At 68.1% G+C, this 25,044-nt stretch carries 21 protein-coding genes, 1 tRNA gene and 2 pseudogenes; 15 read left to right on the top strand and 9 right to left on the bottom strand.

Annotated elements, in window-relative coordinates:
* The first annotated feature begins 55 nt into the window (after positions 1–55).
* Positions 56–128, top strand: a tRNA-Gly gene (locus tag G4D87_RS01630).
* A gap of 223 nt (positions 129–351) precedes the next feature.
* On the opposite strand, the pseudogene G4D87_RS40195 reads toward G4D87_RS01630, so the two are convergent.
* A pseudogene (locus tag G4D87_RS40195) lies at positions 352–1,461 on the bottom strand (tyrosine-type recombinase/integrase); the annotation flags it as partial.
* A gap of 231 nt (positions 1,462–1,692) precedes the next feature.
* On the bottom strand, positions 1,693–1,875 hold the full coding sequence (locus G4D87_RS01620) for a helix-turn-helix domain-containing protein (protein WP_163777667.1): 183 nt from the start codon (positions 1,873–1,875) through the stop codon (positions 1,693–1,695).
* 204 nt (positions 1,876–2,079) lie between these two features.
* Here G4D87_RS01620 and G4D87_RS39185 point away from each other — a divergent pair, with 204 nt between their 5' ends.
* Positions 2,080–2,265, top strand: a complete 186-nt coding sequence (locus G4D87_RS39185; RefSeq protein ID WP_240357936.1) for an ATP-binding protein — start codon at positions 2,080–2,082, stop codon at positions 2,263–2,265.
* A gap of 248 nt (positions 2,266–2,513) precedes the next feature.
* Entirely contained in the window at positions 2,514–2,780 is a 267-nt protein-coding gene (locus G4D87_RS01610) for a hypothetical protein (RefSeq protein ID WP_163777664.1), read from the top strand.
* Positions 2,781–3,011: 231 nt separating this feature from the next.
* Here the strand turns inward: G4D87_RS01610 and G4D87_RS01605 are convergent, their stop codons facing one another.
* A complete protein-coding gene (locus tag G4D87_RS01605; protein ID WP_163777661.1) occupies positions 3,012–3,362 on the bottom strand; it encodes a BP74-related protein in 351 nt (116 codons plus the stop codon).
* 691 nt (positions 3,363–4,053) lie between these two features.
* Here G4D87_RS01605 and G4D87_RS01600 point away from each other — a divergent pair.
* The 4 genes and pseudogenes from G4D87_RS01600 to G4D87_RS01585 all read left to right on the top strand — a co-directional run bounded on the left by G4D87_RS01600 (position 4,054) and on the right by G4D87_RS01585 (position 7,691).
* A complete protein-coding gene (locus G4D87_RS01600; protein WP_240357934.1) occupies positions 4,054–4,311 on the top strand; it encodes a hypothetical protein in 258 nt (85 codons plus the stop codon).
* Positions 4,312–4,659: 348 nt separating this feature from the next.
* Positions 4,660–6,416 (top strand): annotated as a pseudogene (locus G4D87_RS01595) (ISL3 family transposase).
* A 323-nt stretch (positions 6,417–6,739) separates the two neighbouring features.
* Positions 6,740–7,462, top strand: coding sequence for a peroxiredoxin-like family protein (locus G4D87_RS01590; protein WP_163777657.1), 723 nt, complete (start codon positions 6,740–6,742; stop codon positions 7,460–7,462).
* 64 nt (positions 7,463–7,526) lie between these two features.
* Positions 7,527–7,691, top strand: a complete 165-nt coding sequence (locus G4D87_RS01585) for a hypothetical protein (protein ID WP_163777655.1) — start codon at positions 7,527–7,529, stop codon at positions 7,689–7,691.
* A gap of 159 nt (positions 7,692–7,850) precedes the next feature.
* Here the strand turns inward: G4D87_RS01585 and G4D87_RS39180 are convergent, their stop codons facing one another.
* The gene (locus G4D87_RS39180) at positions 7,851–8,066 is read right to left on the bottom strand and encodes a helix-turn-helix domain-containing protein (protein WP_240357933.1); all 216 of its coding nucleotides are present in this window, start codon (positions 8,064–8,066) and stop codon (positions 7,851–7,853) included.
* Positions 8,067–8,346: 280 nt separating this feature from the next.
* Positions 8,347–9,840 carry a MocR-like transcription factor YczR gene (yczR, locus tag G4D87_RS01575; protein WP_205507373.1) on the bottom strand — a complete coding sequence of 498 codons (1,494 nt, stop codon included), beginning with the start codon at positions 9,838–9,840 and terminating at the stop codon, positions 8,347–8,349.
* Between the two features lie 9 nt (positions 9,841–9,849).
* Here yczR and yczE point away from each other — a divergent pair, with 9 nt between their 5' ends.
* The 5 genes from yczE to G4D87_RS01550 are packed head-to-tail and all read left to right on the top strand — an operon-like array spanning position 9,850 to position 14,468.
* Positions 9,850–10,461 carry a membrane protein YczE gene (gene yczE / locus G4D87_RS01570; protein ID WP_205507372.1) on the top strand — a complete coding sequence of 204 codons (612 nt, stop codon included), beginning with the start codon at positions 9,850–9,852 and terminating at the stop codon, positions 10,459–10,461.
* A 43-nt stretch (positions 10,462–10,504) separates the two neighbouring features.
* A complete protein-coding gene (locus G4D87_RS01565) occupies positions 10,505–11,272 on the top strand; it encodes a hypothetical protein (protein WP_163777649.1) in 768 nt (255 codons plus the stop codon).
* Entirely contained in the window at positions 11,254–11,955 is a 702-nt protein-coding gene (locus G4D87_RS01560; RefSeq protein WP_163777647.1) for a carboxypeptidase regulatory-like domain-containing protein, read from the top strand. The genes G4D87_RS01565 and G4D87_RS01560 overlap by 19 nt, the downstream gene beginning before the upstream one ends.
* 9 nt (positions 11,956–11,964) lie before the next feature.
* A complete protein-coding gene (locus G4D87_RS01555; protein ID WP_163777645.1) occupies positions 11,965–13,983 on the top strand; it encodes an adenylate/guanylate cyclase domain-containing protein in 2,019 nt (672 codons plus the stop codon).
* Positions 13,950–14,468 (top strand): hypothetical protein, encoded by a 519-nt coding sequence (locus G4D87_RS01550; RefSeq protein ID WP_163777643.1) that lies wholly within the window; start codon positions 13,950–13,952, stop codon positions 14,466–14,468. Before G4D87_RS01555 ends, G4D87_RS01550 begins: the two co-directional genes overlap by 34 nt.
* 164 nt (positions 14,469–14,632) lie before the next feature.
* Here G4D87_RS01550 and G4D87_RS01545 read toward each other — a convergent pair whose 3' ends face one another.
* The 3 genes from G4D87_RS01545 to G4D87_RS01535 form a co-directional block, all read right to left on the bottom strand.
* Positions 14,633–15,565, bottom strand: a complete 933-nt coding sequence (locus G4D87_RS01545; RefSeq protein WP_163777642.1) for an MBL fold metallo-hydrolase — start codon at positions 15,563–15,565, stop codon at positions 14,633–14,635.
* Between the two features lie 177 nt (positions 15,566–15,742).
* Positions 15,743–16,228 carry a hypothetical protein gene (locus G4D87_RS01540; protein WP_163777640.1) on the bottom strand — a complete coding sequence of 162 codons (486 nt, stop codon included), beginning with the start codon at positions 16,226–16,228 and terminating at the stop codon, positions 15,743–15,745.
* 122 nt (positions 16,229–16,350) lie between these two features.
* Positions 16,351–17,505 carry a 50S ribosomal protein L11 methyltransferase gene (locus G4D87_RS01535; RefSeq protein WP_163777638.1) on the bottom strand — a complete coding sequence of 385 codons (1,155 nt, stop codon included), beginning with the start codon at positions 17,503–17,505 and terminating at the stop codon, positions 16,351–16,353.
* A 115-nt stretch (positions 17,506–17,620) separates the two neighbouring features.
* Here G4D87_RS01535 and G4D87_RS01530 point away from each other — a divergent pair, with 115 nt between their 5' ends.
* Entirely contained in the window at positions 17,621–18,706 is a 1,086-nt protein-coding gene (locus tag G4D87_RS01530) for a hypothetical protein (protein WP_163777636.1), read from the top strand.
* Positions 18,707–19,084: 378 nt separating this feature from the next.
* Complete coding sequence (locus G4D87_RS01525; protein ID WP_163777633.1) at positions 19,085–19,969, top strand: hypothetical protein; 885 nt, start codon at positions 19,085–19,087, stop codon at positions 19,967–19,969.
* Between the two features lie 39 nt (positions 19,970–20,008).
* On the opposite strand, the gene G4D87_RS01520 is transcribed toward G4D87_RS01525, so the two are convergent.
* On the bottom strand, positions 20,009–23,161 hold the full coding sequence (locus G4D87_RS01520) for a DEAD/DEAH box helicase (protein ID WP_163777629.1): 3,153 nt from the start codon (positions 23,159–23,161) through the stop codon (positions 20,009–20,011).
* 205 nt (positions 23,162–23,366) lie between these two features.
* Between G4D87_RS01520 and G4D87_RS01515 the strand changes: the two genes are divergently transcribed.
* Positions 23,367–24,962: a hypothetical protein gene (locus G4D87_RS01515; RefSeq protein ID WP_240357932.1), complete on the top strand. Its 1,596-nt coding sequence runs from the start codon at positions 23,367–23,369 to the stop codon at positions 24,960–24,962.
* The last annotated feature ends 82 nt before the right edge of the window (positions 24,963–25,044 follow it).

The following is a 25,044-nucleotide window of genomic DNA, read 5'->3' as shown; positions in this document are numbered from 1 at the left end:
GCACTTCCCGTTGACAAGCCACGGGGCGGCCCGTACCTTGCGCCCTGCTTCGCCCGCGGTGGTAGCTCAGTTGGTAGAGCACGAGCTTCCCAAGCTCGGGGTCGAGGGTTCGAATCCCTTCCGCCGCTCACTCATAAAGGCCGGTAGTTCTTGAGGAAACTCGGGACTACCGGCCTTCGTGTTTGCGGGCTTCGGGATGCCTTGCAGCAAGGGTGCAGCAAACGGCGCGAAGCCGCTCCCTCCGCTCCCCTCCCCGGCTCGCGCCTGCCGCACCTCCGGCGGATGCAGGGGGACAGGCGCGAAGGACAGCTTGTTGATTTCCTCACGCAGGTAGGCCGGGTCCATATGGGCGTAGCGCCGCATGGTGAGGTTCGGGTCCGAGTGCCGCAGGACGCTCGCCACCGCTGCCGGGCTTGCCCCGGACTGGATGAGCAACGAGGCGCAGGTCCCGCGCAGGTCGTGGAAGCGCAACCGGCGCGGCTTCGGCTTCGCCCAGAGGCGCATGTCGCAGCGCGGACACCGCTTCGCCTCGGCCTCGTCCGACTCCTCCTGAAAGCCACATCCCTTGCGGCGACAGACGAGTTTCCATCCGCTGACGATGCCGGCCCGCCCCAGAGCCCGCTGGAGGATGGCCTGGGCCTTGAAGTCCCGACGGCGCATGGAGCCGTCCGGGGCCGGGAAGAGCAGCCCGGAGGGTGAGTCCGCGCTGGCCTGCTGGAAGTACGCAACGGCCTCCTCCGCTATCGGAATCACGTCCGCGCGGTTCCCCTTGGTGGTGTCCCGGTCATGGGAGCGCGCAACCGTCAGGCGTCGCGCCTCAAGGTCCACGTCCTCCTTTCGGAGCGCGAGCAACTCGCCCTTGCGCAGGCCGGTATAGATGGCCACCCCGAACAAGGGGCGCAGGTCCGGGCTCAGTGCAGCCAGGAGGCGCGGAACCTCCTCCGCTCGCAGGTAGTCGTACTGCCGCCGAGGAACGCGCCGGGTGTCCACCAACAGGGCGGGATTCTCGCCAGCCCACTTGCCCGCCTTGCGGGCCTTGTTGAAGGCGCGGACCAGATAGCCCCGGAGGTGATTCAGGCTCTGCGGGCCCAGCGCTTGAGCCTTGCCCTGCAACCACGTCTCAATCCTCGCGATGGTCAACTCACCTACGAGCAAGTGGCCAATCTCGGGCGCGATATGCAGCCGGAGCGCTCGCAGGGTGGGCTCATAGGACGGCCGGTCCTTGAGGTATGCGTCGCAATACCAGCGCACCACCTCCTCAACCGTTAGCGCGCCCCCGCCGTCCGCATACGTGCGCGGTTCCAGTCCGAGCCGCTCCCGCTCGGCCTTCCGCTCCAGCTCTCCCGCGATGCGCCGGGCCTCGGTCTTCGTGCGCGCATGGGTCGCCTTGTCGCGCCACCGGCCCTCTGCATCCTTGAAGCGCAGATACCACTTGCCCGCCTTCTCGTAGACGCTCGCCATGGCTACCGTGCTCCCTTCCGCCGGGCAGGCTTCGCGGGTGTGGCCTCCGGGCGCGCGAGATAGCCCCGCGCCGTCAGCCACTCGGCCAGGATGTGAACTGCCATGCCGGAGGAGGTGCGGAGGTCCTTCTCCGCAGCCTCGGCAAGGGCCTCCTTTACCGCCACCGGCAACCGAAGGTTCAAGGTCGAATCTCTCTTCATCGGGTCAGTGTAACACAAGTGGCAGCACATCCTATGAGTTGGGCTTCCGGGGGAGCGGAAGGATGCAGGCAGGAGGCGAGCGGTCCCCCCGCGCCCACGCGCGCACTGCCTCCGGTTCGAAGCGCACGAGCCCGCCGACACGCAGGCACGGCAACAGGCCCGCCTCGGCCTTCTGGTATACCCACGAGCGGCGCACCTTGAGGAAGCGCGCCACGTCTCGCGCGTCCCACTGGCTCTCAGGCGCGCATCGCCGAGCTCGAGGCGCTGTTGAGCGCCGAGAGGCAGCGCGCCGCGCAGTTGGAGAGGGAGCGGGACGTGCTGAAAGCCTCGCACGAGAGGCTGCGGTTGGAGTTACTCAAGCGCCGCCTCTTCGTCGCCGAGGCGGAGCGGGTGGACACCCGGCAGTTGGAGTTGGGCCATGGTGCCCAAGGAAGTCTTCTTCCGCTGCCTGGCGGCGCCCTCGCTGCTGGCCACCGCCCTACGCATTGCCACCGACGCCATCCTCGACCGACTTGTCCACAACGCCCACCGGCTCCGCCTGGCCGACGCGTCCATCCGCAAGGCAGACGCGAATTTGACCAAGGGGCGCAAGCAGGCGAAGTGAACGAACGTCCAGCGTCGCTGACGCTCCGACTGCTCGCCATGGCCGGTACGGCGGCTCGGCTTGCGCTGGAATGGGTGCTCACCTTCGCCGGAATACGCAAGCAGTCGTCGCCGCGCTGAAAGCGTCCCGTTCACGCCGCCAGCATGCGGCGTCCGTCCGTCCCACGGAAGACGGGGCTCGTGCAGCGGATACGCGGAGAAGGCTGCGGCGATCGCCGTGCTTGGGCAGTTCGCCTCCCGGGGCGACGAGTGAAGCTCGGCGCGCTCGTGATGGCTGCGCTGCTCGCGCTTCCCGCGTCGGGCTCGGAGGCCGTGAGCGTCGAGCGCGCACAGCTCTTTCCGGATGGAGGCACGACAGACGTCGAGGTTGAGGGCGGCTGCTGGCTGTCGGAGACCCGCTGCATTCAGACCGCGCCGGAGACTGCGCGGCTGCGCGCCGAGAACGAATCGTTACGCCAGCAGGCGGGGGACGTGTTCTTTAAGGGCCCAAGCGGAGATTACCTGTCCGGATCTTGAGCGCGGAGGCCGATTTTCCGGCTTCGGAGCGCCTACCAGGGTTGGGTAATTGGTGCTCGGGCCCTAATACGGTCGCCTTCGTGGCCCGGCTTGCCGGGCTTGGGGCCGGGTTCGCCGTTGCGAGGCTGGCGAACTGATAGTGGGTGGCTGCGGAATCGGCGCGGTTGGGCTGGGACTTCGCGACGCCGTGAACTACGTACTCACCCGCAGCCGCCCGGCAGCTTTCTTACCTCAAGTCACCTCGCGCGTCAGCTTGGAGTCCCATGGGCACCAGTGGCCCCCCGGCAGGAACGCGCCGCCCGCCTCATCCAGGTGGTCCTCCACGTACACCATGTTCGCGTCGCAGACCTCAATGGCCATCGCGAAGAACCGGATGGTGCTCGGGTCCAGATGGAATGAAAACTTCGGGTTGTACGGCTGGGACCTCTTGATGATGCGTCCATGAACGTGAATCTCGTCCTTCTCTTCTCCCGAGAGAATCTTTCGTGCATGGGAAATCGTATTCTCGTCCGTCAACTCGATAATGAACTCAACGCCCGGCGAGCTTGGTTGGGTGAATGCGAAGCGGACTGGGTTGGTCATCTGAGTCTCCTGTGAATGGGGTGGCGTACGTAGTCGAGCGTGAATGCGAACTCAAGTCTATTAATCATCTGGGTAATTGCGTCGCAGGGTGATGAATGTGGTCAGGATGGCCACACGAAATGGTCGAAGATACCCCTCGGTGGGTGTAAACGGCTTCATGCCTGTTAATGTTGTCGCCGCAGCTGTTCCTCGCGCCTTACGTCGATCAAGCGAGTGAGTGAGCAGTCGTATTCGTGGGGCCTCTCAATAGTCCACCCCGCACTGCGCAATGGCTTCCGACCGTTCCGCGCGTGCGCTTTTCCGCCCGTCAATGGGGTTCGCCCAAAGCGAGGAGTCCTACGGGCAACCCACAGGGCGTCGCCCGCTCATGGCACGTAGTACTGCCATGGCACTTGCACTTAGGACTTCCAAACAAGGTCCTCGAGAACCGCCATGCCAAGCCATGAACGTGTGTAGACCTCAGAGGCTTGTGTTTGCACTTTGGATGACTGAGGTCGTTACCCCCGGCTGCCGTGTCGCTTATCGCCTGTCAGTGTCCTATCGACTGGCCTGGGGCTGCACGAAAGCCTTGGGAATTGCTGCGCTGTTGCTGCTTGCGCGCGGGTGCGCGTCGACTCGTGTCGCGCATCTGAACACGTAATCGTTCAGGGGTGGTGTTGAGGCCGTCGTCGCGGTGTGCAACCCGTGGCGGATGCACACGAAAACCCCTGCGACGCTGGAATCGAAGAGTGAACGACTGCTCCACGAGTACCTGGTGGAGCAGCAACGCCTGGTGAAGGCGGCGGTGGAGCGCGCGTTCTCGGCGGTGGCACCCGCGCCCTCCGTGGCGATGCAGCGGCAGGGGACGAGAGTCCGACGCGCTTCAGGTGACGTCGCCAACCTCGCGAAGCGATTGATCGAGGCGGTGCAGGCGTGTCCGGGTGAGACTGTTGACGCTCACGCTGGTTGATGGAGCGAGCCCCGAAATCGAACCAGTTACGTGATGGGGTGGCAATGCCCGCCCATCATCGGCGAGAAACTGGAGCGCCGCGCCCGCTGATGAAGTGGGCGGACAGGAGGACGGGGACGAAAGGTGCGCAGAGGGTGCGGGAACACCCTCATGCGCGGGCCCCGGAAGCCCCTGCGAAATGAGCACCGGGACACCCAAGGAGTCGTCCGTTTCGAGGGCGACGTTAACACGACTGCGTCAGGGGCCCGCGAGGTGTCCACGGAATCGGCTCTCCCGCACGTCATGTGATTCGCGAGCGAGGGAGCAGACGGTGTCGGCAGGGTGCCGCCGCGGCGAGTACTACTGGGAATGAGAGAGTTGTACTCGATTCCTGGTTGTCGGATAGAGCGCGTGACACGTCACAGTTCTGCGGGAGCTGTCGTCGTGGCACGCCCAGAGAGGAGAGGTGCGCGCTGTCCCTCCTGCAAGACGCACAGTGACACCCCGCACAGCACCTACGTCCGGCGTCCGGCCGACCTGCCCGCCGCCGGGCGCTCCGTTCAGCTTCATCTGCATGTGCGACGCTTCTCCTGTCGAAACACGAAGTGCGTTCGGCGCACCTTCGCGGAGCGACTGCCCGGCCTGCTCGCCCCACGTGCCCGGCGTACGCGTCGGCTCGCTGCGGCGCAGTGCGCGGTAGGCATGACGGCTGGAGCAGAAGCGGGAGCCAGGCTGCTTTCGCCGCTCGCCATGCCAACGAGTCCCGACACGCTCCTGCGCCTGATGCACCGGGCCCCTCTGCCTGCCTACACCACGCCGCGGATGCTCGGAGTGGATGACTGGGCCCTGCGCAAAGGCCGCACCTACGGCTCCATCCTCGTCGACCTGGAGGCGCACCGCGTCGTCGACTTGCTGCCCGACCGCTCGGCACCGACTGTCGCCGCATGGCTGCGTCAACATCCAGGCGTCGAACTCATCGCCAGAGACCGCTCGACGGAGTACTCACGTGCGGCGGCCCTCGGTGCTCCCGATGCCCAGCAGGTGGCAGACCGCTGGCACCTGCTGCTCAATGCACGGCAGATGGTGGAGCGCTGGCTGACGGGGGCTCACGCACGCCTTCGGGCGCTCCCCGAAGTACCGGGGGTGGAGTCCTCCCCCGTGCGCCGTCACGCCAGTTTCCCTCGTACTCGGAGCGAGGAGCGCGCTGGCGAGGAGAGCCGGGCCCGCCGGGTCGCCGCGTACGAAGAGGTACGCCGTCTGCACCTGGCCGGAGAGCCCTTGCTGAGAATCAGCCGCACCCTGAAGCTGGCGCGGGCCACGGTGCGCAAGTATGCCCGCGCGGAAACCTTTCCGGAGCGTGCTGTCCGAGTACCTGGCCCGAGCATTCTCGACCCCTTTCTGCAGTACCTGGAGCAGCGGCATGCCACCGGGTGCGCGAACGCGCTCGCCCTCTGGCGGGAGATTCGTGCCAGAGGCTTCGGAGGCACGTCGCGGCAGGTCCATCGCTGGCTGCAGACTCGGCGCACGGCCCCAGCGCGCTCGACGCCCCGTACGCGCTGCGGTAACGCCCCGAATCCCACGAACCCGCGCCCCAACGGGAGTCTCCCCTCGCCGAAGCAATTGGCCTGGCTTTGCGTCCAGCCGCAGTCTGCGCTCGCGGCCACGGAGGCAGCCCCCCTGGCTCGTCTCGAGCAGGATGCGGAAGCGGCTCGCGTCCTGGCGCTGGCACGTCGCTTCTGTGAGTTGGTACGCGAACGCGGCGTCACGCACGGTGCCGAGCCAATCTCCTCGTGCGCCACCTTCGAGCAGTGGCTGGCCGAAGCGCGCACGTGCGGCGTACGCACGGTGGAGACCTTCGCGCAGGGGCTTGAGCAGGACGGCGATGCCGTCCGGGCGGCGCTAAGGGCCCGAGCACCAATTACCCAACCCTGGTAGGCGCTCCGAAGCCGGAAAATCGGCCTCCGCGCTCAAGATCCGGACAGGTAATCTCCGCTTGGGCCCTAACCACTCCCTGGAGCAACGCCCAGGCAGAGGGCCAAATCACGAAGCTCAAGTTCCTCAAGCGCCAGATGTTCGGCCGCGCCAGCTTCAACTTGCTGCGTCGCCGCGTGCTGCTCGCCGCCTGAGACTACCCATCACATAAAGTGCGGGAGAGCCACGGAATCGGGGCAAGCCCATTGCCGCGCTCCCCTGAATCAACAGCCGGTGGTGACGCTCCGCTCAGCGCGCGCTGCTACACCGGGCGCGCGCGAAGCTTCGTGCCATACTCGAAGCGTATGTGAACCGGGCGTAGACGCCATCTACCCCCCCCGCCAACAACCCACGGAGTTCTCCACGGAAATGAAGGCGACGGTCCGCACGCCAGGCAGCCTGTCAAGGGAGTCGTGCCGCCCGCCCTCAAGGACGAACTCATGAAACGGTTCAGTGACATGACACCTCCGGAGCGCAAATGAAGAGCCCCCTCCACACCCTGGCGCCCCTCGTCGCCGGAGTCCTCCTGTCCGCGGGAGTCAGCGGTTGCAAGCGTGAGGAACCCAAGCCAACCTCCCCCCCCGCAGCGGCCACGGGTGCCGCCAGCGCCGGGCCGCCGACCAAGGCCTACACCCATCCTGCCGCCGACCAACTCGGCACGCTGCCGGAGGGAATTGGACTACCCGTCGGTGCCGCCCTGCCCGACGTGTCGCTCTCCGACGCCGAGGGCCGCCAGGTGAGCCTCCGTGAACTGGGGTCGCGCGGCCCGCTGTTGGTCATCTTCTACCGAGGCGGCTGGTGCCCTTTCTGCAACTTCCAGATTCGCGAGCTGACGACCGCCTTCCCGGAGTTCCGCCGCCGGGGAGTGACACCGGTTGCGCTCAGCGTTGACCGAATCGAAGAGGCGGCGAAGACCCGCGCCACCTACGAGATTCCGTTTCCCGTGCTCTCCGACCCCGACCTGGTTGCGCACCGCGCCTTTCGGGTCGTGCGCCACGTTGACGACGCGGAGTTCGCGAGGCTGAAGAACATGGGGCTCGACATTGAGGCCGCGTCGGGTCGGGACCACCACATGCTCGCGGTATCCGCTGCGTTTATCATCACGGAGGGGGAGGTTCGCTGGGCGCACGCGGACCAGGACTACAAAAAGCGCCCGTCCGTGGCGCAGTTGCTCCACGCGCTGGACCAGCTCCCTCGGTAAGGGCATGCCCAGAAGTCACGTGGCCGTTGCGGGTTCAAGGACGTAGGGAGCCTGCCCCGATTCCGTGGGCACTCGTGGCCACCAGGACTCGCACCTCATCCTGGTGGCCACGAGGCTCATTCGCTACATTGCCCAGTTCAACCTCCAGGTGTTCCGCAATCTGGACTTCATTGAAGACCACGGGCGCGGTGGCATCTCGTTCGGTAAGTGCGAGTTGACCGCGCCCTGAAGTGCGCCACTTGCACGAGCCGAACCGGAGCCATCAACAACCGCTCTCCCCAAAGCAAACGATCGCGAATGGTCCGGGCAGGCGAGGGGCTCTCTCTCGGGCGCAGTACTCAGAAGATTCCGGTTCCCGCCATAGGGCCGGGAACCGGGAACTGCCAGGTCAGCCTTGACCTCGGGCAATGAAGGCGTCCACGTCCGCTGGTCGGACGCGGATGGCGTTGCTGACCCGGACGTGAGCCAGTTCGCCCCGCTCGCACAACCGGTAGACGGTAGCGGTGCAGATGGCCAACCGCTCCGCCACCTCCCGCACGGTGAGCGGGCGCTCCGCCCCGCCCGGCAGTGCGCAGAGCCGCGCAGGAGTCGGACCTTGCAGCACGGGTGCAGCAAACTCCTTGCGATTCCCTGCGACCGGCTGGGATGGTTGGACTGCACCGGGCCCCGAATCCCCAAGGACTCCGAGGGTTTGCGAATGGCTGATAACGCCTGGACGGGTCGAGGCCGCGCTTCCCAAGCTCGGGGTCGAGGGTTCGTATCCCTTCCGCCGCTCACGCATAAAGGCCGGTAGTTCTTGAGGAAACTCGGGACTACCGGCCTTCGTGTTCGCGGGCTTCGGGACGCCTTGCAGCAACGACATCGACTCCGAAAAGCGTGGGCGGTCAGTAGACCGCGACCGGCCGCCCCCGCGCCGCGGCGAGAGCGGGCTTCGCCGTTCGACCGACCATCTCCGCGGCGCGAACCAGCCGTTCGACCGCCTCGTTAAGATCAGCCTCGGGCAGGGTGTAAGGCAGGCGCAGGCGGCGTTCGAAGGCGCCGTCCACGCCGAAGCGGGGCCCCGCGGCCAGACGCAGCCCCTGCTCGGCCGCCTGGACCGTCAGTGCGGAGCTGATCGGCGCCGGCAGTCGCGCCCAGATCGACAGGCCGCCGACTGGGCAGTGACAGCCCCAGTTCGGCAGACACTCCGCAAGGAGCGCCCGCAGATGATCCCGCCGCGCGCGCAGCAACGGCAGGCGCGCCGCCAAGGCCGCGCCGCCATCGTTCAACAGCTCGACCGCCGCCAGCTGCTCCAGGATCGGCGTCCCCAGGTCGAAACTGGCCCGGCTCTGGGCCAGCCGCTGGATCACAGCCCGGTCGGCGCGGATCCAGCCGATGCGGAGCCCGCCCCACACACTCTTGGACATCGATCCCAGCCGTACGATGCGCGGCGAGTCCACGGCCGAGGCGCTCAGCGCGGTTGGACCGCTCAGCGTCAGCTCGACCAGGGTCTCGTCCAGAACCAGAAGGGTCTCGCAGCCCTTCAACGCCGCCAGCAACCGGGCGCGGTCCGGCGCGAGCATCATCCGACCCGTTGGATTGTGGTGGTCCAGCACCAGATAGGCCATGGCGGCGGCGCTGCTTTTGCAGGCCGAGACAAGGCCCTCCAGATCCCAGCCCTCCGCCTCGTCGCCGTCCGGCAGGGCGACCGGCACCGGGCGCCCGCCCACCGCCAGGATGGCGTCGATGGCCTGCGGATAGGTGGGGTGGTCGAACACCACCGGATCGCCGGGTCGCACCGTCAGCCGCAACAGCTGGACGAGCCCATTGTGGGCGCCGTGGGTGATCAGGATCTGCCCCGGCGACGTCGGCAGCCCCCGCCGCCGGTAGCCCGCCGCCACCGCCTCGCGCACTTCTTCCAGACCGGCCGCCTCATAGCCGTGACCGGGCAGACTCGCCGGCAACCGCTCCAGGGCGCGGACATAGGCGGCGTGGACATTGGGATCAGCCGGCAGCACGGCGGCGGTCAGGTCGATCATTCCCGCCGCCGCCGATTCGACCTCGGACGCCCGGCGCGGACCCGGTCCGGCCGGCAGGCTGGTGCGCGCCGCCGCTCCCTGGCCGCCCGTCAGAAAGCCGTCATCCCGCAGTCGCCCGTAGGCCGTCGACACGGTCGTACGGCTCAAACCCAGCGCCTGCGCCATTTCCCGCTCGCCTGGCAGCCGGGCTGCCAGCGGCAGTCTCCCGTCCAAAATCAGAAGTCGGACCGCCCCGGCCAGTTGCCGATAGGCGGCGCCCGCCCCCGGCGTGCGCCAGGCGCCGAGATGACGCATCAGGGAGACGGGACCGATGGAGCGGCGCGGCATCAGGCCAGAATGGCATGACTGGCCCTTTTTCAAGCGGCCAGTTTGGCGCAAATCGACTGGATGACCCGTCGTCTGATCCAACTGTTCTTCGGCCTCGTCCTCTATGGACTGTCCATTGCCCTGATCGTCCGCGCCGAGCTGGGGCTGGATCCGTGGGACGTCTTGAACCAGGGCGTGTTCGAGCGCTTCGCCGCTCCGGCCGGAATCGGCTTCGGCTTGGTGGTCAATCTGATTGGCATGGCCGTGCTGCTGCTGTGGATTCCCCTGCGCCAGAGGCCGGGAATCGGCACCGTGGCCAATGTGCTGGTCATCGGCACGGCCGCGAGTTTCAGTCTGGAATGGCTCCCGGTGGACCTGGGCCTGCCGATCCGAGCCGTATTTCTGGGTTCGGGAATCGTGCTGAACGGTGTGGCCAGCGGCGCCTATATCGGCGTGGGGCTGGGCCCCGGTCCGCGCGACGGCCTGATGACCGGTATCGTGGCGCGCACCGGCTGGCCGGTGAAATGGGTGAGGACCGCCATCGAACTGACCGTCGTCGCCGTCGGTTGGGCGCTGGGCGGATCGGTCGGCCTCGGCACGGTGCTCTATGCCGTCGGCATCGGCCCGCTGGTCCACGTCTTCCTGCCGCTGTTCACGATCAGAAAGGTGCGATAGTCAACCGCACAGTCACCCCCCGAGACGGGGGTGGGGAGGCCGAATGCGCACAGCCCACTGGGTGACAGTGGTGGCATGCATCGCGGGGCTGACGTGGGCCGCTCCCGCGCAGGCGGGGCGTCGCCCCTTCATCTGGACCTTTGACACCGAAATCGTCCCCAAGGGGGACGTCGAGCTCGAGCAGTGGCTGTGGGCCCGCAGCCGCGCGCCCAGCGCCCCCGACCGGCCCTCGGTGTACTGGATATGGTGGGGGCCCGTCATCGGGCTGAGCCAGCACCTGGAGCTCGCGATTCCCTTCCAGGTGCGCGCCAACCAGACCGACACCCAGCTCGAGTCCTTCGAGGCGGACTTCCGCTACCGGCTCTTCCCCCGGGGGGATGACGGCGCCTTCCAGCCGCTCGTGCGCGCGGTGTGGCACCAGGCCATCAACACGCCCGAGCCCTCGCGCGTGGACGTGGACCTCGTCGGCTCGTACCAGTGGGACAACGGCCTCCGGACGACGGTCGACCTGGGCGCGCAGGTGGGCTTCCCCTCGCTGCGCGGCGACGAGGGGCCGACCCGAATCCTCGGGACGTACTCCGTCGGGGTGGCCTACCCCGTCATCGAAGACGAGCTGCAGGTGTCGCTCGAGTCCTTCGGGGAGTTCGGCCTGAAGGACGCGAACCAGGACCCGCACCTCTTCGTCGGGCCGAGCGTGGCGTGGACGTTCGGCCGGATGTGGATAACGGCCGGCACCCTGTTCGGGTTGACGGCCGTGGCCCCCGAAACCCCCCGCTTCATGCCGAGGCTCATATGGGCAGTCGCGCTCTGAAATCCCTGCTGCTGGCGCTCCTGGTGGCCGCGCCGCTCGCGTCGGCGGAGCCGGGCAGCGTCCAGGGAGAGGTGCGCGTCTCCGTCATCGGCGCGGACGGCGAGCCGCGGCCGAAGGCGGACCGCTCCGGCATCGTCGTCTACCTCACCGGCTACACGGAGGAGCCCCCCGCCGAGGTGGCCGTGATGAGCCAGGCCAACAAGGCGTTCACCCCGGGCGTGCTGCCCGTCGTCGCCGGGCAGAAGGTGGAGTTCCTGAACAAGGACGTGGTGCTGCACAACGTCTTCTCGCGCTCGGTGGCCCGCAAGTTCGACGCGGGCAAGAACCGGCCCGGCGAGAAGTACGTGGAGACGTTCAAGAAGACGGGCATCATCGACGTCTACTGCGACATCCACGAGCAGATGGTGGCCACGCTGGTGGTGGTCCCCAACCGCGCCTTCGCGGTGACGGACAGGGACGGGCGCTTCGTGCTGCGCGGCGTCCCCCCCGGGCGCTACCCCCTCTTCGCGGTGCACCGGCGGGACGAGAAGAGCGACATCGCCCGCGCGGAGGTCGTCGTGGAGGCGGGCCGCGCCAGCACGGCCACGCTGACGCTCGTGGAGACGCGCACCGATGACACCCACCTGGACAAGCGCGGCAAGAAGTACACCCCTCGGCCCGACTACTCCGACAAGAATCGCTGAGCGCTGCCCGTGACGCTCACCCAGAAGCTCATCCTCGCCTTCATGGCGCTCGCGGGCGCGGCGCTCGTCACCGCGCTGCTGCTCACCAACCTCGCCGTGGAGGCGGCGGCGAAGGAGAAGATCGCCAGTGACTTGGAGCGGACGCTGGAGGCCTTCGAGCAGCTCGCCCGCGCCAGCCAGGAGCGCATCCGCGACGTGGCCGAGGCGCGCACGCTGGACCGCTCCTTCAAGGAGATGTCGCTGTCGGTGAACTCCGTCGACGCCGAGGCGGGGCTGGGCGACGCGAGCTCGGAGACGGACGGCATCATCAGCGCCCGCGAGGTCATCGACTCGGCGGACACCGAGGCCTTCGGCTGGAGCCGCGAGGGCCCGCTGCCCTGGGCCTTCTTCAACGCCAGCGGGCGGCTCGTCTACACGCGCGCGGCACCAGAGCAACTGAGCGAAGGCCCGGTCGACGTCCCCCTGCTCTCCACGTCGCTCCAGCGCGGCCCCACCTCCGCGCTCTGGTCTCCCGCGCAGCTGCGCGCCCTGCCCTTCGTCTTCGTTCCTCCCGAGGCGCTCCGCGAAGGGGACCTCCTGCTCGTCCATGCGCAGCCCGCCTACGGCTCGCGGCGGGACCAGGTGGGCGTGGTGCTGTCCGGACAGTGGGTGCGGGACGTGCTGCTGGAGGAACCCCTGGCGCCCCGGGCCCCCGGGCCGCACATGGGGGACACCCGCGCCCGCTTCGTCGTGCGCACGGAGGACGGCGCCCTGGCCGCGCAGCTCCCCGTGGGCTCGCTCTTCGACGGCGACGGCATGCGGTCCGGGCAGGCCCACGACGTGTACATCGAAGGCACGCACTACCTGGCGCGCGGGGGTGAGCTGAGCGGCGTGGATGGGACTCGCATCGGCCAGGTGTTCGTGCTGCGCGACTTCGACGCGGAGATCAACCCCATCCTCCAGCGCTTCCAGCGCTGGCTCATCCCCACCGCCGTGGGCGTGGCGCTGCTCGCGCTGGCGGCGGCCGTCTTCATGGCGCGGAGCATGGCCTCGCCGTTGGTACAGTTGGAGGCCGCGGCCGGCCGCGTGCGCCTGGGGGACCTCACCGTCGAGGTGCCCGTGCGCGGCTCGGACGAGGTGGGCCGGGTGGCGCAGTCCTTCAACGAGATGGTCATCGGCCTGCGGCAGCGGGACCAGATAAAGGGCCTGTTCAAGCGCTACCTCGCGCCCCAGGTGGTGGACGAGCTCCTCAAGCACCCGGAGAAGGCCGCGCCGGGCGGCGAGCGGAAGATGCTCACCGTGCTCTTCAGCGACCTGGTGGGCTTCACCGCCATGAGCGAGCAGATGAGCCCTGAGGACCTCGTCGCCGTCCTCAACACCTACTTCGAGCAGGCCACCGGCGTGCTGACGAAGCACGGCGCGACGCTCGACAAGTTCATCGGCGACGCCATCATGTGCTTCTGGAACGCGCCGCTGCCGCAGGAGGACCACGCGGCGCGCGCGTGCCTCACCGCGCTGGAGCTGGTGGCGGTGGTGGAGCGGCTCGCCCCCGGCTTCACGGCGCGAGGGCTGCCCCCGCTGGACTGCCGCATCGGCATCAACACCGGGCAGGGCGTGGCCGGCAACATCGGCTCCAGCGCAGGCCAGGACTACACCGTCATCGGCGACACGGTGAACCTGGCCTCGCGCCTGGAGGGCGCGGCCAAGGTCTACGGCACCCGCACGTTGGTGGCCGAGGAGACGCTCGCCGCCGCCCGGGGCGTGGTGCTGGCGCGAGAGCTGGACCTGCTGCGCGTCAAGGGCAAGCAGCGGCCGGTCCGCGTCTTCGAGCTGGTGGGCCCGGCGGGCACGCCGCCTCCACCGCACCTGGCGCGCTTCGCCGAGGGGCTCGCGCTCTACCGGGCCCGCCGCTTCGCCGAGGCCCGCGCCGCGTTCCTCGCCTCGCCGGAGGACGTGCCTTCGGCACGGTTCGCCGCCAGATGCGAGGCCCTGCTCACGGCGCCCCCTCCCGAGGATTGGGACGGCGTCTTCATCCTCGACAGCAAGTAGCAGCGGCACCGTCCAATCGGCGCCTTCCTGGCCGCTGCGACGACATCGGCTGCTACGACACCTTCGGCGCGACGAACCCGGCCGTCTCGACGAACCGGGCGGCCGTCAACACGCAGTACGGCGCCTGCGACAAGACGGCTCAGCTCAAGGCCGTGATGGCCGCTGCGAAGCTTTCGCCCGTCTGGGACAACTACTGCCTGAAGTCGACGATGGTGGACTACACCTCCCCCGACGGCACGCCCTACGCGCTGGGCAATTCGGTCATCGAGCGAATCGTGGGGAATGGGACCGTGGCCGCCTCGTCCTGCATTGCCTGCCACGTCTACGCGTCCTTCGGTGCCAACGGCACGACGAACCCGGCGGCCCAGGCGATGCTCCCCTACAACCCGACCGGCAGGCCCATCCCCGCCGTGCTCGACGGCTCGGTGCAGTTCGACTTCATGTGGGGCGTCCTGCTGGCGCCGCCACCACCGAAGGCGCAGTAACCTGCGGCAGCGCGCGGAGCCACGCGGGCCTCGGACCTTGCGGCACGCACGGGTGCGGCAAACCCCTTGGGACTCCCTGCTACCGGCTGGGAGGGTTGGGCGGCCCCTGGCCCCGAGGCCCCAAGGACTCTGAGGGCTTCGAAGCCCTTCCGCTCCGGGCTTCGTCAGTGGACGGAGGATGGCGGGGCTGCCTGCCGTGCCCACTCCGCGCCGAGGAGCAGCCGCAGGAAGTGGGGGAACTCACGCTCCGGATGGCGGTGGACCACCGCGTCCATGATTCGCGTGAAGGCCTCCTGCGTGTATGCGCCCCGCGGGTGCTCCGCGGCGACGGCGTCGATGACGGCGCGGAGGTACTCGCGCTGCTGGTCGATGAGTTCGGGGCCACCGGGGCGCCCGTGGCCCGGGTGGACCCATTTCGGCTTCAGCGCGCTCAGCTCGTCCAGGCGTTGGAGCCACGCCTCGGTGTTTCCGTTGTCGAACCAGCTGTGACTGCCGTGGGCCACGAGGTCACCCACGAACAGGTGTCCCTCCCACTCGACGGCGACGTGGGCTGGACTACACCCCGCGCCGAGCACGTGCGCCTTCACAGTGACACCGCCCGCGCTCAATTCCGTGGTGCTGCCGCCGAAGCTGTCGGGGAGGGTGAGCATGCGCGGGTAGAGGGAGATGGCGTACTTCTCGAAGAAGACGGGCCACCAGCGGGCATGCGTCTCCGGGATGCGGGCGAGCACCTGCGCGGAGGTGACGACGGGGACGCCGAGGCCCTTCACCCACGCCGTGCCGTTGAAGCGGTCGGGATTCGGATGCAGGACGATGGCCAGCTTCACCTTCTTGCCCGTCCTGTTCTCCGCGAGGCGAATCTTCTTTCGAAGCGCGGTGGGCACGAGCTGCGTGTCGATGAGGATGAGTCCCTCGGGGCCTTCAATCCAATACGAAGCCGTCTTGAAGGACCACTGCCCTGAGACGTACTCGCCAACCCGATCATCGCCCTGCTCCTGAACGGAGTTGGAGTACCAGTGGCCGTCCTCGGCGGTTCTTGGGGCGGTACAGGCGAGTCCGAGCACGGCAACAAGCGACGTCACGAAGGTGGATTTCATGGGACGGAATGACCGAAGCAGCGCGCGTGGGGCCGTGACGTTACTCCGTGACGGACCCATACCGTCCAGGCCACGGTGGAGCTTCTCTGCTTCTGTTGGCCTTCAACCGTCACCTTCCGCGCGTGTTGCGCGACGTGTCCGGTAGTCTCGAAGACGGCAGCGGTGGGCGTGACGCGCTCAGGCACATGCCATGACGGATATGGCCGGTGAAGCCCCGCTCAGGTGCAGCTTCCCCCCGAGCACTTGAAGCAGGAGGTGGTGCAGTTGCCGGGGGTGCGCCAGGGATTGAACTTCGCGGGGGAAGTCCAGGTTCACGCCGGCGAGTTCGTCCGCGTTCTCGCGCTGGAGGAGCACCCGCGTCTCTTCCTCCACCGAGAGCAGTTGCTCGCTTTCGAGCAACTCGGGCATGGCCTGGCGCCAGGCTACCACGGCGAGGAAGATTTCAGACGGCGTGTGCGTCTGCATGAAGCGGGGGGCCACGACGGGGCGGTGCGGATAGGCCGTCGCGACGGCGACGTCCACCTCTCCGTTGGGCGACTCGAGCCAGACGACGTAGCTGCCACCCTCCCCGTTGACGCGGGCAAGCTCGCGCGGTTCGGTGGGCACCTTCGCCGCATGCGCGGGGACGGCGTTCGTGAGGAGGAAGGCGCTGGCGACCGCCATGGTGAGGGAGGAACCGAGGACTCTCAAAGTGGAGCTCCTGAGGGGCGTGACGGCGTCCATTCGCCGTCACCTCTCTCAACAACAAAGCCCACCGTTCCCCTCACCGGGCACGGGTGATTCCTTCAGGTCACCGGCTTCAAGCAGTAGAGCGTGGTCCGCTCGCGCGAGCGCGCCATGTGCAGCGGGTCCGACGTGTCCTTCGCTTTCGAGTGCCGCGCCGGGGTCGACCGGGCCCACTCCACCGCCAGGCCGCACCGTTCGAACTCCGCTTCGAGCCACCCGGGTGAGCGCAGACCGAGCAGCACCGCGAGGTCCGAGAGGAGCAGCAGGCCCACGCCGCCAGGCGCCAGCGAGGCGGGGAGTCCTTCGAGAAAGCGCCGCAGGAACTGGCTGTCCTCGTCGAACACCGCGCGGTCCACCCGGTTCTTGGGCGGCTCGGGAATCCAGGGTGGGTTGCACACCACGAGGTCCGCCGTGCCCTTCGGGAACAGGTCGGCCTCCGCCACCTGGAAGCGCTTGCCGAGCCCGAGCTGCTCCGCGTTCTCCCGGGAACAGGCCACGGCGCGCGAGTCACAGTCCGTCGCCTGCACGGACGCCGCGCCCCGCTGGAGGAGGATGAACGAGAGCACGCCGGTGCCCGTGCCAATGTCAAACACGCGCTTGCCCTTCACCTCCGTGAGGGAGAGCAGCAGCTCCACATAGTCCGTGCGGGTCGGAAGGTAGACGCCGTAGTGCGGGTGAAGCAGCCCCGTGAGGCCAGGAACGGCGAGCCCCTTGCGACGCCACTCCGCCGCCCCGAGCATGCCCAGGAGCTGCTTGAGCGGGACCACGGTGGTGTCCGTCGTGGGAGCCCCCCACACCTGCTGGCATGTCAGCGAAGTGTCCGGCGCCCGCGCGAGCCCGAGCCGGTAGTCGCGGTCGAGGGATACGACGATGCGTGACAGCGTCTCGTGTTCGAGCTGCCGTGCCTTGCGCTCGGCACGGAAGGCCTCCAGCGGCGAGCGCGCCTTCGCGGGCTGCTGGAGCCGCCGGCTCAGCGCGCCGAGGAGCTGCTTGGCGTTGTGGAAGTCACCGGAGTACAGCAGGAACTCGCCTCGGCGCACCCGCTTGAGTGCCGTATCCGCGCTGAGGCGGTCATTCACGGGAGACAGCCGAGCAGGCGCGGGCACCGCGCTCTCGGAGTGCCAGGTGAAGGCGGAGTCCGGCGACAGCTCGGACGGAGAGACGGAGGCGGACGGCCCCTCGGGTGAGGCGTCGGTTCGGGGAGCGCGAGACATGGCCCTGGGGTAGCACGTCCACGCACGCCCGTCGCGTGGGGAAACCACCGCTTCGCTGGGGAGCCAGCGCATCGCCATTGCCGGCACCTCAGGGGCGCGTAAGGTGGCAGACGCCATGACCTCCCTTCGCGCTATCGCGCTCTCCTGCATCGTCGTGCTCGGCTTCGTCGCTGCTTGCGGCAAGGACGCCTCCCCCACTCCCGTCGATCCACCTGACGCGTCTGTGCCAGAGCCGTGCGACAGCGTCGGCTTCGCGCTGTGCGGCGGCGCCTGTACGAGCATCGAGACCGACCCGGCGCACTGCGGTGGTTGCAACCAGGCCTGCGCGACCCAAGAGGCCTGTGAGGGTAGCGTCTGCATCGCGGTCTGTCAGATTGACGACCAGCAGGTTGCCTCCGGGGCAGTGAACGCGGCGAATTCGTGCGAGCAGTGCGCGCCGGAAACCTCCGCGAGCACGTGGACGCAGCGCACGGACGGGACGCAATGCAGCCCGGGACAGGTTTGCTCGAACGGCCTGTGCAGCCCGCAGTGCTTCATTGACGGCATCCTCTACGCCGAGGGGGCGGTGAACCCGGAGAACCCCTGCGAAACGTGCCAGCCGGCGGCGGCGACGGCGAGCTGGACGGCGCGCGCCAGCATTCCGCTGCTGCGCGGCGGCGAGGACCTCACGGAGCAAGGCTGGACGACAGTCGCGCAGACGCCGAACACGCTCACTTACAGCGAGGACTCCGTTCGCCTCGCGACGTCGACGGACAGCGGCGCGCGGACGAGCGGCAAACTGCTCATCGCGCGGGCGAACACGCTCGATGGGACGAAGCCGTTCAAGCTCCAGGTGACGATGCAGGTCGAATCGGTGAGCCCCCACAACTCGCTCGACAGCGGAGCGGCCATCCTGGGGAGCTTCACGCCGGTGGCTGGCAACGCCTTGGATCGTTCGCAGATGATCTACCTCGACAGCGCGGCGATCGGCTGGGCGGATGACACGCAGTCCGCGGCGTTCTCCGTGACGGACGGCGCGTATCATGTCTACGAGCTCGCGGTGGATGCGGCGAAGGTGGCGACGGTGAGCATCGATGGTGTCGCGAAGCTCACGCGGAGCAACTTCACGACGACCGGCACCATCGCCATCGGCGACCAGACGAACGATCCGAACGTCGATGGCGCGGTGCGAATCAAGTCGGTCGAGCTGCTCTGTCTTTAGTCCTCCGAACGGACGCAAACCCACGGAGGCGCCGTCCTGTACGGGATGGACTCGGGGCCTGCCCCTACCCTTTGCGCGCGGCTTCGATGAGCGCGAGCGAGGCGTTGCGCAGCAGCGGCGGTGCCTTGTGCGCTGTCGCCACGCGGCGTGCCGGGTGGCCTGCGTCCGGGCGCGCCGCGCAGCGGTTCTTGGTGGGCGAAGCCTTCGACGCTTCGCATTCAGCGCATGCCCGCGCGTGACGGAGGCCTCGAACGGGGCACCGCTGCGCCCGCGCCAGAATCGCCCTCCCCCACGCAACTCCACGCGCTGATGAAGGACAATTCCTACAAAAGCATGAAGGAACACACCTCATGCTCCAGACCTGGGGGGGTCTACATCATGGGTACCATCACGAAGGCGACGACGACGTTGTTGAAGCAGGGCGCGCGAGGAGCGTCCCGCTCCGGGGGCCACGGGGCACCGACCCGGGTGTTGCAGCAGGTCGCCCATCACTCCACCAAGGCCCCGAGCCCGTCCCAGATTGCCAGCGAGACACGGGCGCGGAACAACAGCCTGGACCTGATGAGCGACATCATGGACGCCATGGACCGTCGCGATGGCGGCAACAACGCGTCCATGCCTCGTATCAAGCTGGATGTTCCGCTGTCGCGCCGTGAGAACTTCGCGTTCGACGCCGTCCAGCCGGGGTATGGGACCCCGAAGTCCGCCATCGACAAGCAGGGCAAGCTCCAGCCCGCGGGCGACAGCCCCACCATCAGCGCCTCCGACCACGTCGATGGCGAGAAGTCCGTCAAGGCGAAGACGCCGTATACGTCCTTCAGCGGTCCGCCGGTGGGCGTGGACGGCAAGGCCACGGGGCCCCGGGTCGACAACCCGCTCTACGGCAAGGACCTCATCGTCACCAACCCCGCGAAGGACCCCAAGAGCGGCGTGGTGCTCGACCAGTTCGACATCCAGCGGGACCTCCGGACGAGCACCAGGCCCGGCTTCGACGAGACCGCCGTGCTGCGCTCCGAGCCACGTCCGCAGCCGCTCTGGAAGCCCACCGCCGAGGAGCGCGCCATCATGCCCCTGGTCGGCGTGGACCCCGAGAAGCCCGCGTACACGTTCCGTGAGCGCGCGATGGTGAACTCGGCGCGAGACCTCGAGTACCTGGTCAAGGGCACCATTCACGCGTTCGACTACTTCCAGGGGCTGCCGGACGGCTCGCTCAAGCCCCTCTCCAAGCAAGAGGTGATTGACGAGGCCGCGAAGAAGCGCTGAGCGGCCGGTTGCTTCACCCGGCGCCCGCACCTGCGCGGCCTATCCGGCGGCCACCTTCGTGGCCTGGAAGAAGTCCGCCGGCATGGGCCGCTCCAGCGTCCAGAGGATGCGCATGGGCCGCTCGGCTTCGTGGCTCACGTAGCGGACCTGTCCCAGACACAGGTAGGGCATCGACTCGCCACGGTCGTCCTTCCTCCGCTCGCGCACGAAGAGGATGACGCGCGTGCCTCGCTGGACGTGCTCCACGTACCGCCGGCCCGTGGGCGAAGCGGACGACGTGGCGTTCTGCGACTCCCAATGGAACAGGCTGGGCGACACGGCATAGTCCGCGTAGCGGGTGGTGGGCTTGAAGTCCGCGTCCGACTTGTCGAGGGTGACGAAGAGCAGGTCCGTCTTGTGTGCGTCCACCCACAGGACGCCCTCTCGCACTTCCCGCAGGCTCCCCTTCGTCCCCAGCATCCCGTAGGCGGCGATGATCTCGTAGAGGCCATAGGTCGCATGGCACGCGAGGGGCGCGGCCCCGACGGGGTCCAGCGGCGTGTGCACCCTGCGGCTCCGGTCCTCGAGCAGCTCCAGCAACTCCAGCAGCTCCTCGCGCACGGCCGCGCAGGACCACAGCTCGGACATCGCTTGCGGCCACTCCGCCACCGCGCGGCTCCGGAAGCCCAGGGCGGCAAAGAGCATCCATTGGAGGCGCTGCTCCCGGCTGCCGGGCGGCGCCGGGGGCGGAGGTGCCGGCAAGGTCACCCAGGCACGCCACTGCCTCAGCCGCTCTTCGTCTCCCACATGAAGCATGCGCGCCAGGGCCTTGGAGAGCGTGGCCTCGTGCGGCCCCGCGGGGCGTTGCTCATGGCCGGCGTCGCGGCGCAGCGCCGTGAAGGCGCTGCGCTCCGAGGGCCTGCCGTAAACCTCCTCCAGCTCATAACCGGTGGCTTCCAGGAAGGCCTGGAGGCGCGTCTCGGGAGGCAGCGACTTGAGCTCCTCGACCAGCATGCGCCGCGCCTGGGAGACCGCCGCCTTGACGTTCTGCAAGACATGCTCGCGGGCAATCCTGTCCAAGCGGATGGCACAGCCAGGCGGCAGGCGTGGGAAGTCGTGCTCCAGCTCGGCCTCCAACTGCCGCCGCGTCCCGCCGACGATGGCCCGGTAGCGCACGTCGAAGCGGTAGCGCTTGTGTGCCTGACCGATGAAGTCGAGCACCGTGAGGACGCTCTTGCCCGAGCCATGGGACCAGCGCAGCCCGCGGCCCAGCTGCTGGAGGAAGATGGTGGCGCTCTCCGTGGGCCGGAGCAGGAGGAGCGTGTCGACCTCCGGGATGTCCACGCCCTCGTTGAAGAGGTCCACGGTGAAGAGGGCCTGGAGCTCGCCGCGCCGCAGCCGCGCCACGGCCTCTCTGCGCTCTCCGTCCGGCGAGCCGGAATGCAGGGCCGCGGCCTTGAGTCCCGCGGCGTTGAAGTGGTGGGCCATGACCTCCGCGTGCGTGACGCCGACGCAGAATCCCAGGGCGCGCATGGCCCGCGGGACGTGGACGTATTCTTCCACGGCCTGAAGAATGCGCCGGGCCCGGAGGTCATCGCCGGTGTACAGGGCATCGAGCTCGCCCCTCGCGTACATGCCCCGTTTGAACGTCACCGAGGAGAGGTCGGTGCCGTCGTGCACGCCGAAGTACTGGAAGGGGCAGAGCAGCCCCTGCTCAAGGGCCTGCCAGAGGCGGACGTCGCAGGCGATGCGGCCGTCAAACCAGCCCAGCACGGACTGACCGTCTCCCCGGTCCGGAGTCGCGGTGAGGCCGAGCAGGATGCGCGGCGTCAAGCGCTCCAGCAGCTTGCGGTACGTGGGCGCCTCGGCATGGTGGAACTCGTCCACCACCACGACATCATATGCGTCCGGTGCCAGCGTCTCGAGCTGCCGCTGGAGGGACTGCACGGAGGCGAAGACATGGTGACCTCCGTGGACCGGGCGCTCGCCCGCGACGAGCCGCTCGCCGAACGCGGCGTCCCGCAGCACCAACTGGAAGACCTGCTGGCTCTGCAGGAGGATTTCATCCCGGTGCGCGACGAACAGGAGCCGCTCATGCCCTTGGGCGCGCAGCCGCCGGTAGTCAAAGGCAGCCACCCAGGTCTTCCCGGTGCCCGTCGCGGCGACGACGAGGTTCTTCCGGTGCCCGTGCTGGCGCTCCGCCTCCAGCGCTTCGAGCATCTGCCGCTGGTGGGGCTTGGGTTCGAACTCGATGTTGAGCGCCACGAGGCGCTCGAGCGAGGACGCCCCGGAGCCGCCCCGCTCCCGGGCGAGGGCCGTGGAGAGCCGCTCGCCATCACGCTCGGGGTCATACGAGACGAACTCCGGCTCGCTCCAGTACTGCTCGAACGTCGCGCCAACCCGTTCGAGGATGCCGGCGTTGTCCGCCTGACTCACCCGCACGTTCCACTCCAGGCCGTCCACCAGCGCGCTGTGCGTCAGGTTGGATGAACCGATGTAGGCGGTGTGCAGGCCCGTCTTGCGGTGGAAGAGCCAGGCCTTGGCGTGGAGGCGTGTCTGGTCGGTCTCGAAAGAGACCTTCACGTCTGCGCCCAGCTTCACCAGGTCATCGAGCGCGCGCCGCTCTGTGGAGCCCGTGTACACGCTGGTGATGACTCGCAGCCGGCCACCGCGGCGCACGAAGTCCTCGAGCTGCTTGCGAACCAGGCGCAGGCCCGCGAAGCGGACGAAGGCGCACAGGAGGTCGATGCGGTCGGCGCTCTCGATTTCCCGCGCGAGCTCGGGCCCCACCTGGTAGTCGCGCCGGCCATTCACCAGCAGCCCGCTCTCCGAGAGGGAGAGGTGCGGCCGGAGCGTTGGACTCCGCGCCGTGAGGGCGCTCCCGCCCCGCTGCGCCTCGCGCAGCAGGTGAGCCTCCTCGTGCACCCGGTCCGTCATGAGCACGGTGTCGTCATTCCCCGCCTTGCTCAACAACGAGATGAGGTCATTGGCGAGACGAACCTGCTTCTCGGCCTGGGCCTCGTCCGCGGGCACCGAGGCCAGCGCGCGGCGTGCCATCACGTAGACGTGACGGGCGAGCACCTCGGGAAGCATGGCCGCGTCGCACTTCTGTACGTCAAGCCACCAGCCCTCGCGCCGCGAAGCCTCGAGCTGGTCGTGCAGGGCCAGACTGAGGAGTGTTTCGTAGAGTCCAGGCTCGAGCGTGGTGGGCATGCTTGGCATCAACGCAGAGCCTACGACAGACAGGACTCCGCAGAGGCCCCTCCCTACCGTGGATTCTCACAAACCGGGACCATCCGCACGATGCGCGGAAAACACCACACGCAAAGTCCAATTTTTCATGAAATTCAGGTAAACCCTTCGAAACGAACAGCACGCGGCCACGGGCTGCGCGATGGGGCGTATGCAAAAGCTCTCAATGGCAGTTGTGATGTTGTGCGGAACACTGGTGTCCGGATGCCAGGGCGCGGAGGAGGAGCAGCAGCCGCCGGCCCCCGCGCAGTCCGCTGGCGCGGGCAGCGCGGCATCCGTCGCTGTCTCACGCCAGGCGGTCGTCTCCCCGGAGCTCGAGGCGGCGCTCTCGTGCGTCGAGACCTATGCCAACACGGGGACCTGCGACTGGGCGCACTGGAGCGAGCTGTGGGAGACGTGCCAGACCTACGAGCACCCGGAGCTCGAGGACGGCTTCTTCCTTGATGAGGTGCAGTCCGAAAACTGCACGGCGGCCAATTGGTCCACGCTGCGGGCGCAGCTCCTCGCCCCGCGCACGCCGCTCGTCCGCGTGCGCGACAGTTGCAACGGTGACGCCCAGGTGATTCAGGAGGCCGAGGCCAACGGCTGCTACACGCTCGCGGAGACCACCGGCGCGTCCTACGTGGACGTGCCGCTCGGCAAGAGCGTGACGCTGCATGCGGGCACGAGCTGCAGCGGCGACTCGGTCACCGTCGAGACGGACTCGAGCCTCTGTGAGACGACGTTCGCCAGCGGCACCAGCGCGAACGACAACGTGCGCGCGTTCCAGGTCGAGGACGTCGTGGCGCCCCCGTCGCCGTACCGCTACACCTGCGCCGACGATGAGCCGACGTGCGTCCAGAACTTCAACAGCAGATTGGGCGCTATCAACAAGAAGCTCACCGTCAGGGTCGTCCGGATGACCCTGGCTGGCAGGACGACGCCTTCGTTGACCGCCATCCGAAACAACGTCCGCAACCTGAGCGACTACTACGCCACCGCGTCTCGCAACCAGGTGAGCCTGGAGATCACCGGTTCGCAGACCGTACAGGTGACGAGCAGCAACTGCGGGAAGGCCAAACAGCAGGCCATCCAGAAGTCCCAATCCAACGCGTTCATGACTGTCTACGCGCTGCCCAGCGGGATGTGCTCCACGTCGAACGCTGGTGGGCGCCGCATCTTCCTGAAGGGCAACCTGTTCCGGGACTACGCCCACGAGGCGGGGCATGTCCTCGGACTCGGGCACGGCAACCGGCGCGACCCGACGACCGGCAAGCAAGTCCCCTACGGCGACTCGAGCACGTACATGGGCAGCAATGCGTCGGACAACTACAACCTCCCGCAGCTCCACTGGCTGGGTTGGACGAAGAAGGAGGAGCTCGTCAAGATCAACTCGGCCATCGACAACGGAGGCTCCATCGACGTCACCCTCCGCCCCGTGGGCGCCAACGCAGACAGCACCAGCGACCTCCCGCTGGGCGCGGTCTGGGAGGTCCCTGGCACCGAGCAGCGGCTGTTCATCACCGTGCCCAAGCCGCGCGTCACCAACTCGAACCAGATTGAGGGCGGCACCGTGTTCGTCTACCGCGCCTCCAGGGCCGTGGGCTGCACGGGCATCTGCCTGGGGACGCTGCAGTTGGCGCGGTTCAGCGCCAAATCCAACAACGAGCACGAAGCGAGCGGCATCTTCATCCAACCGGTGGACTACACCAGCCACTTCGTCCAGTCAGATGGGAAGCGCGTCGAGGTATTCACCTCCGTCACGCTGCGCATCAGGCGGTAGCGGCCGGCCTCGATTGAAGCCGGTGCGCGCCGCGCCACGACAGCGGCGCTCCCGCCTCCCTTTCTTGTATTGAAAGGGAGGC

The sequence above is a fragment of the Myxococcus vastator genome (assembly GCF_010894475.1).
Taxonomy (GTDB): Bacteria; Myxococcota; Myxococcia; order Myxococcales; family Myxococcaceae; genus Myxococcus; species Myxococcus vastator.
This window is presented reverse-complemented; position numbering and strand designations above follow the sequence as displayed.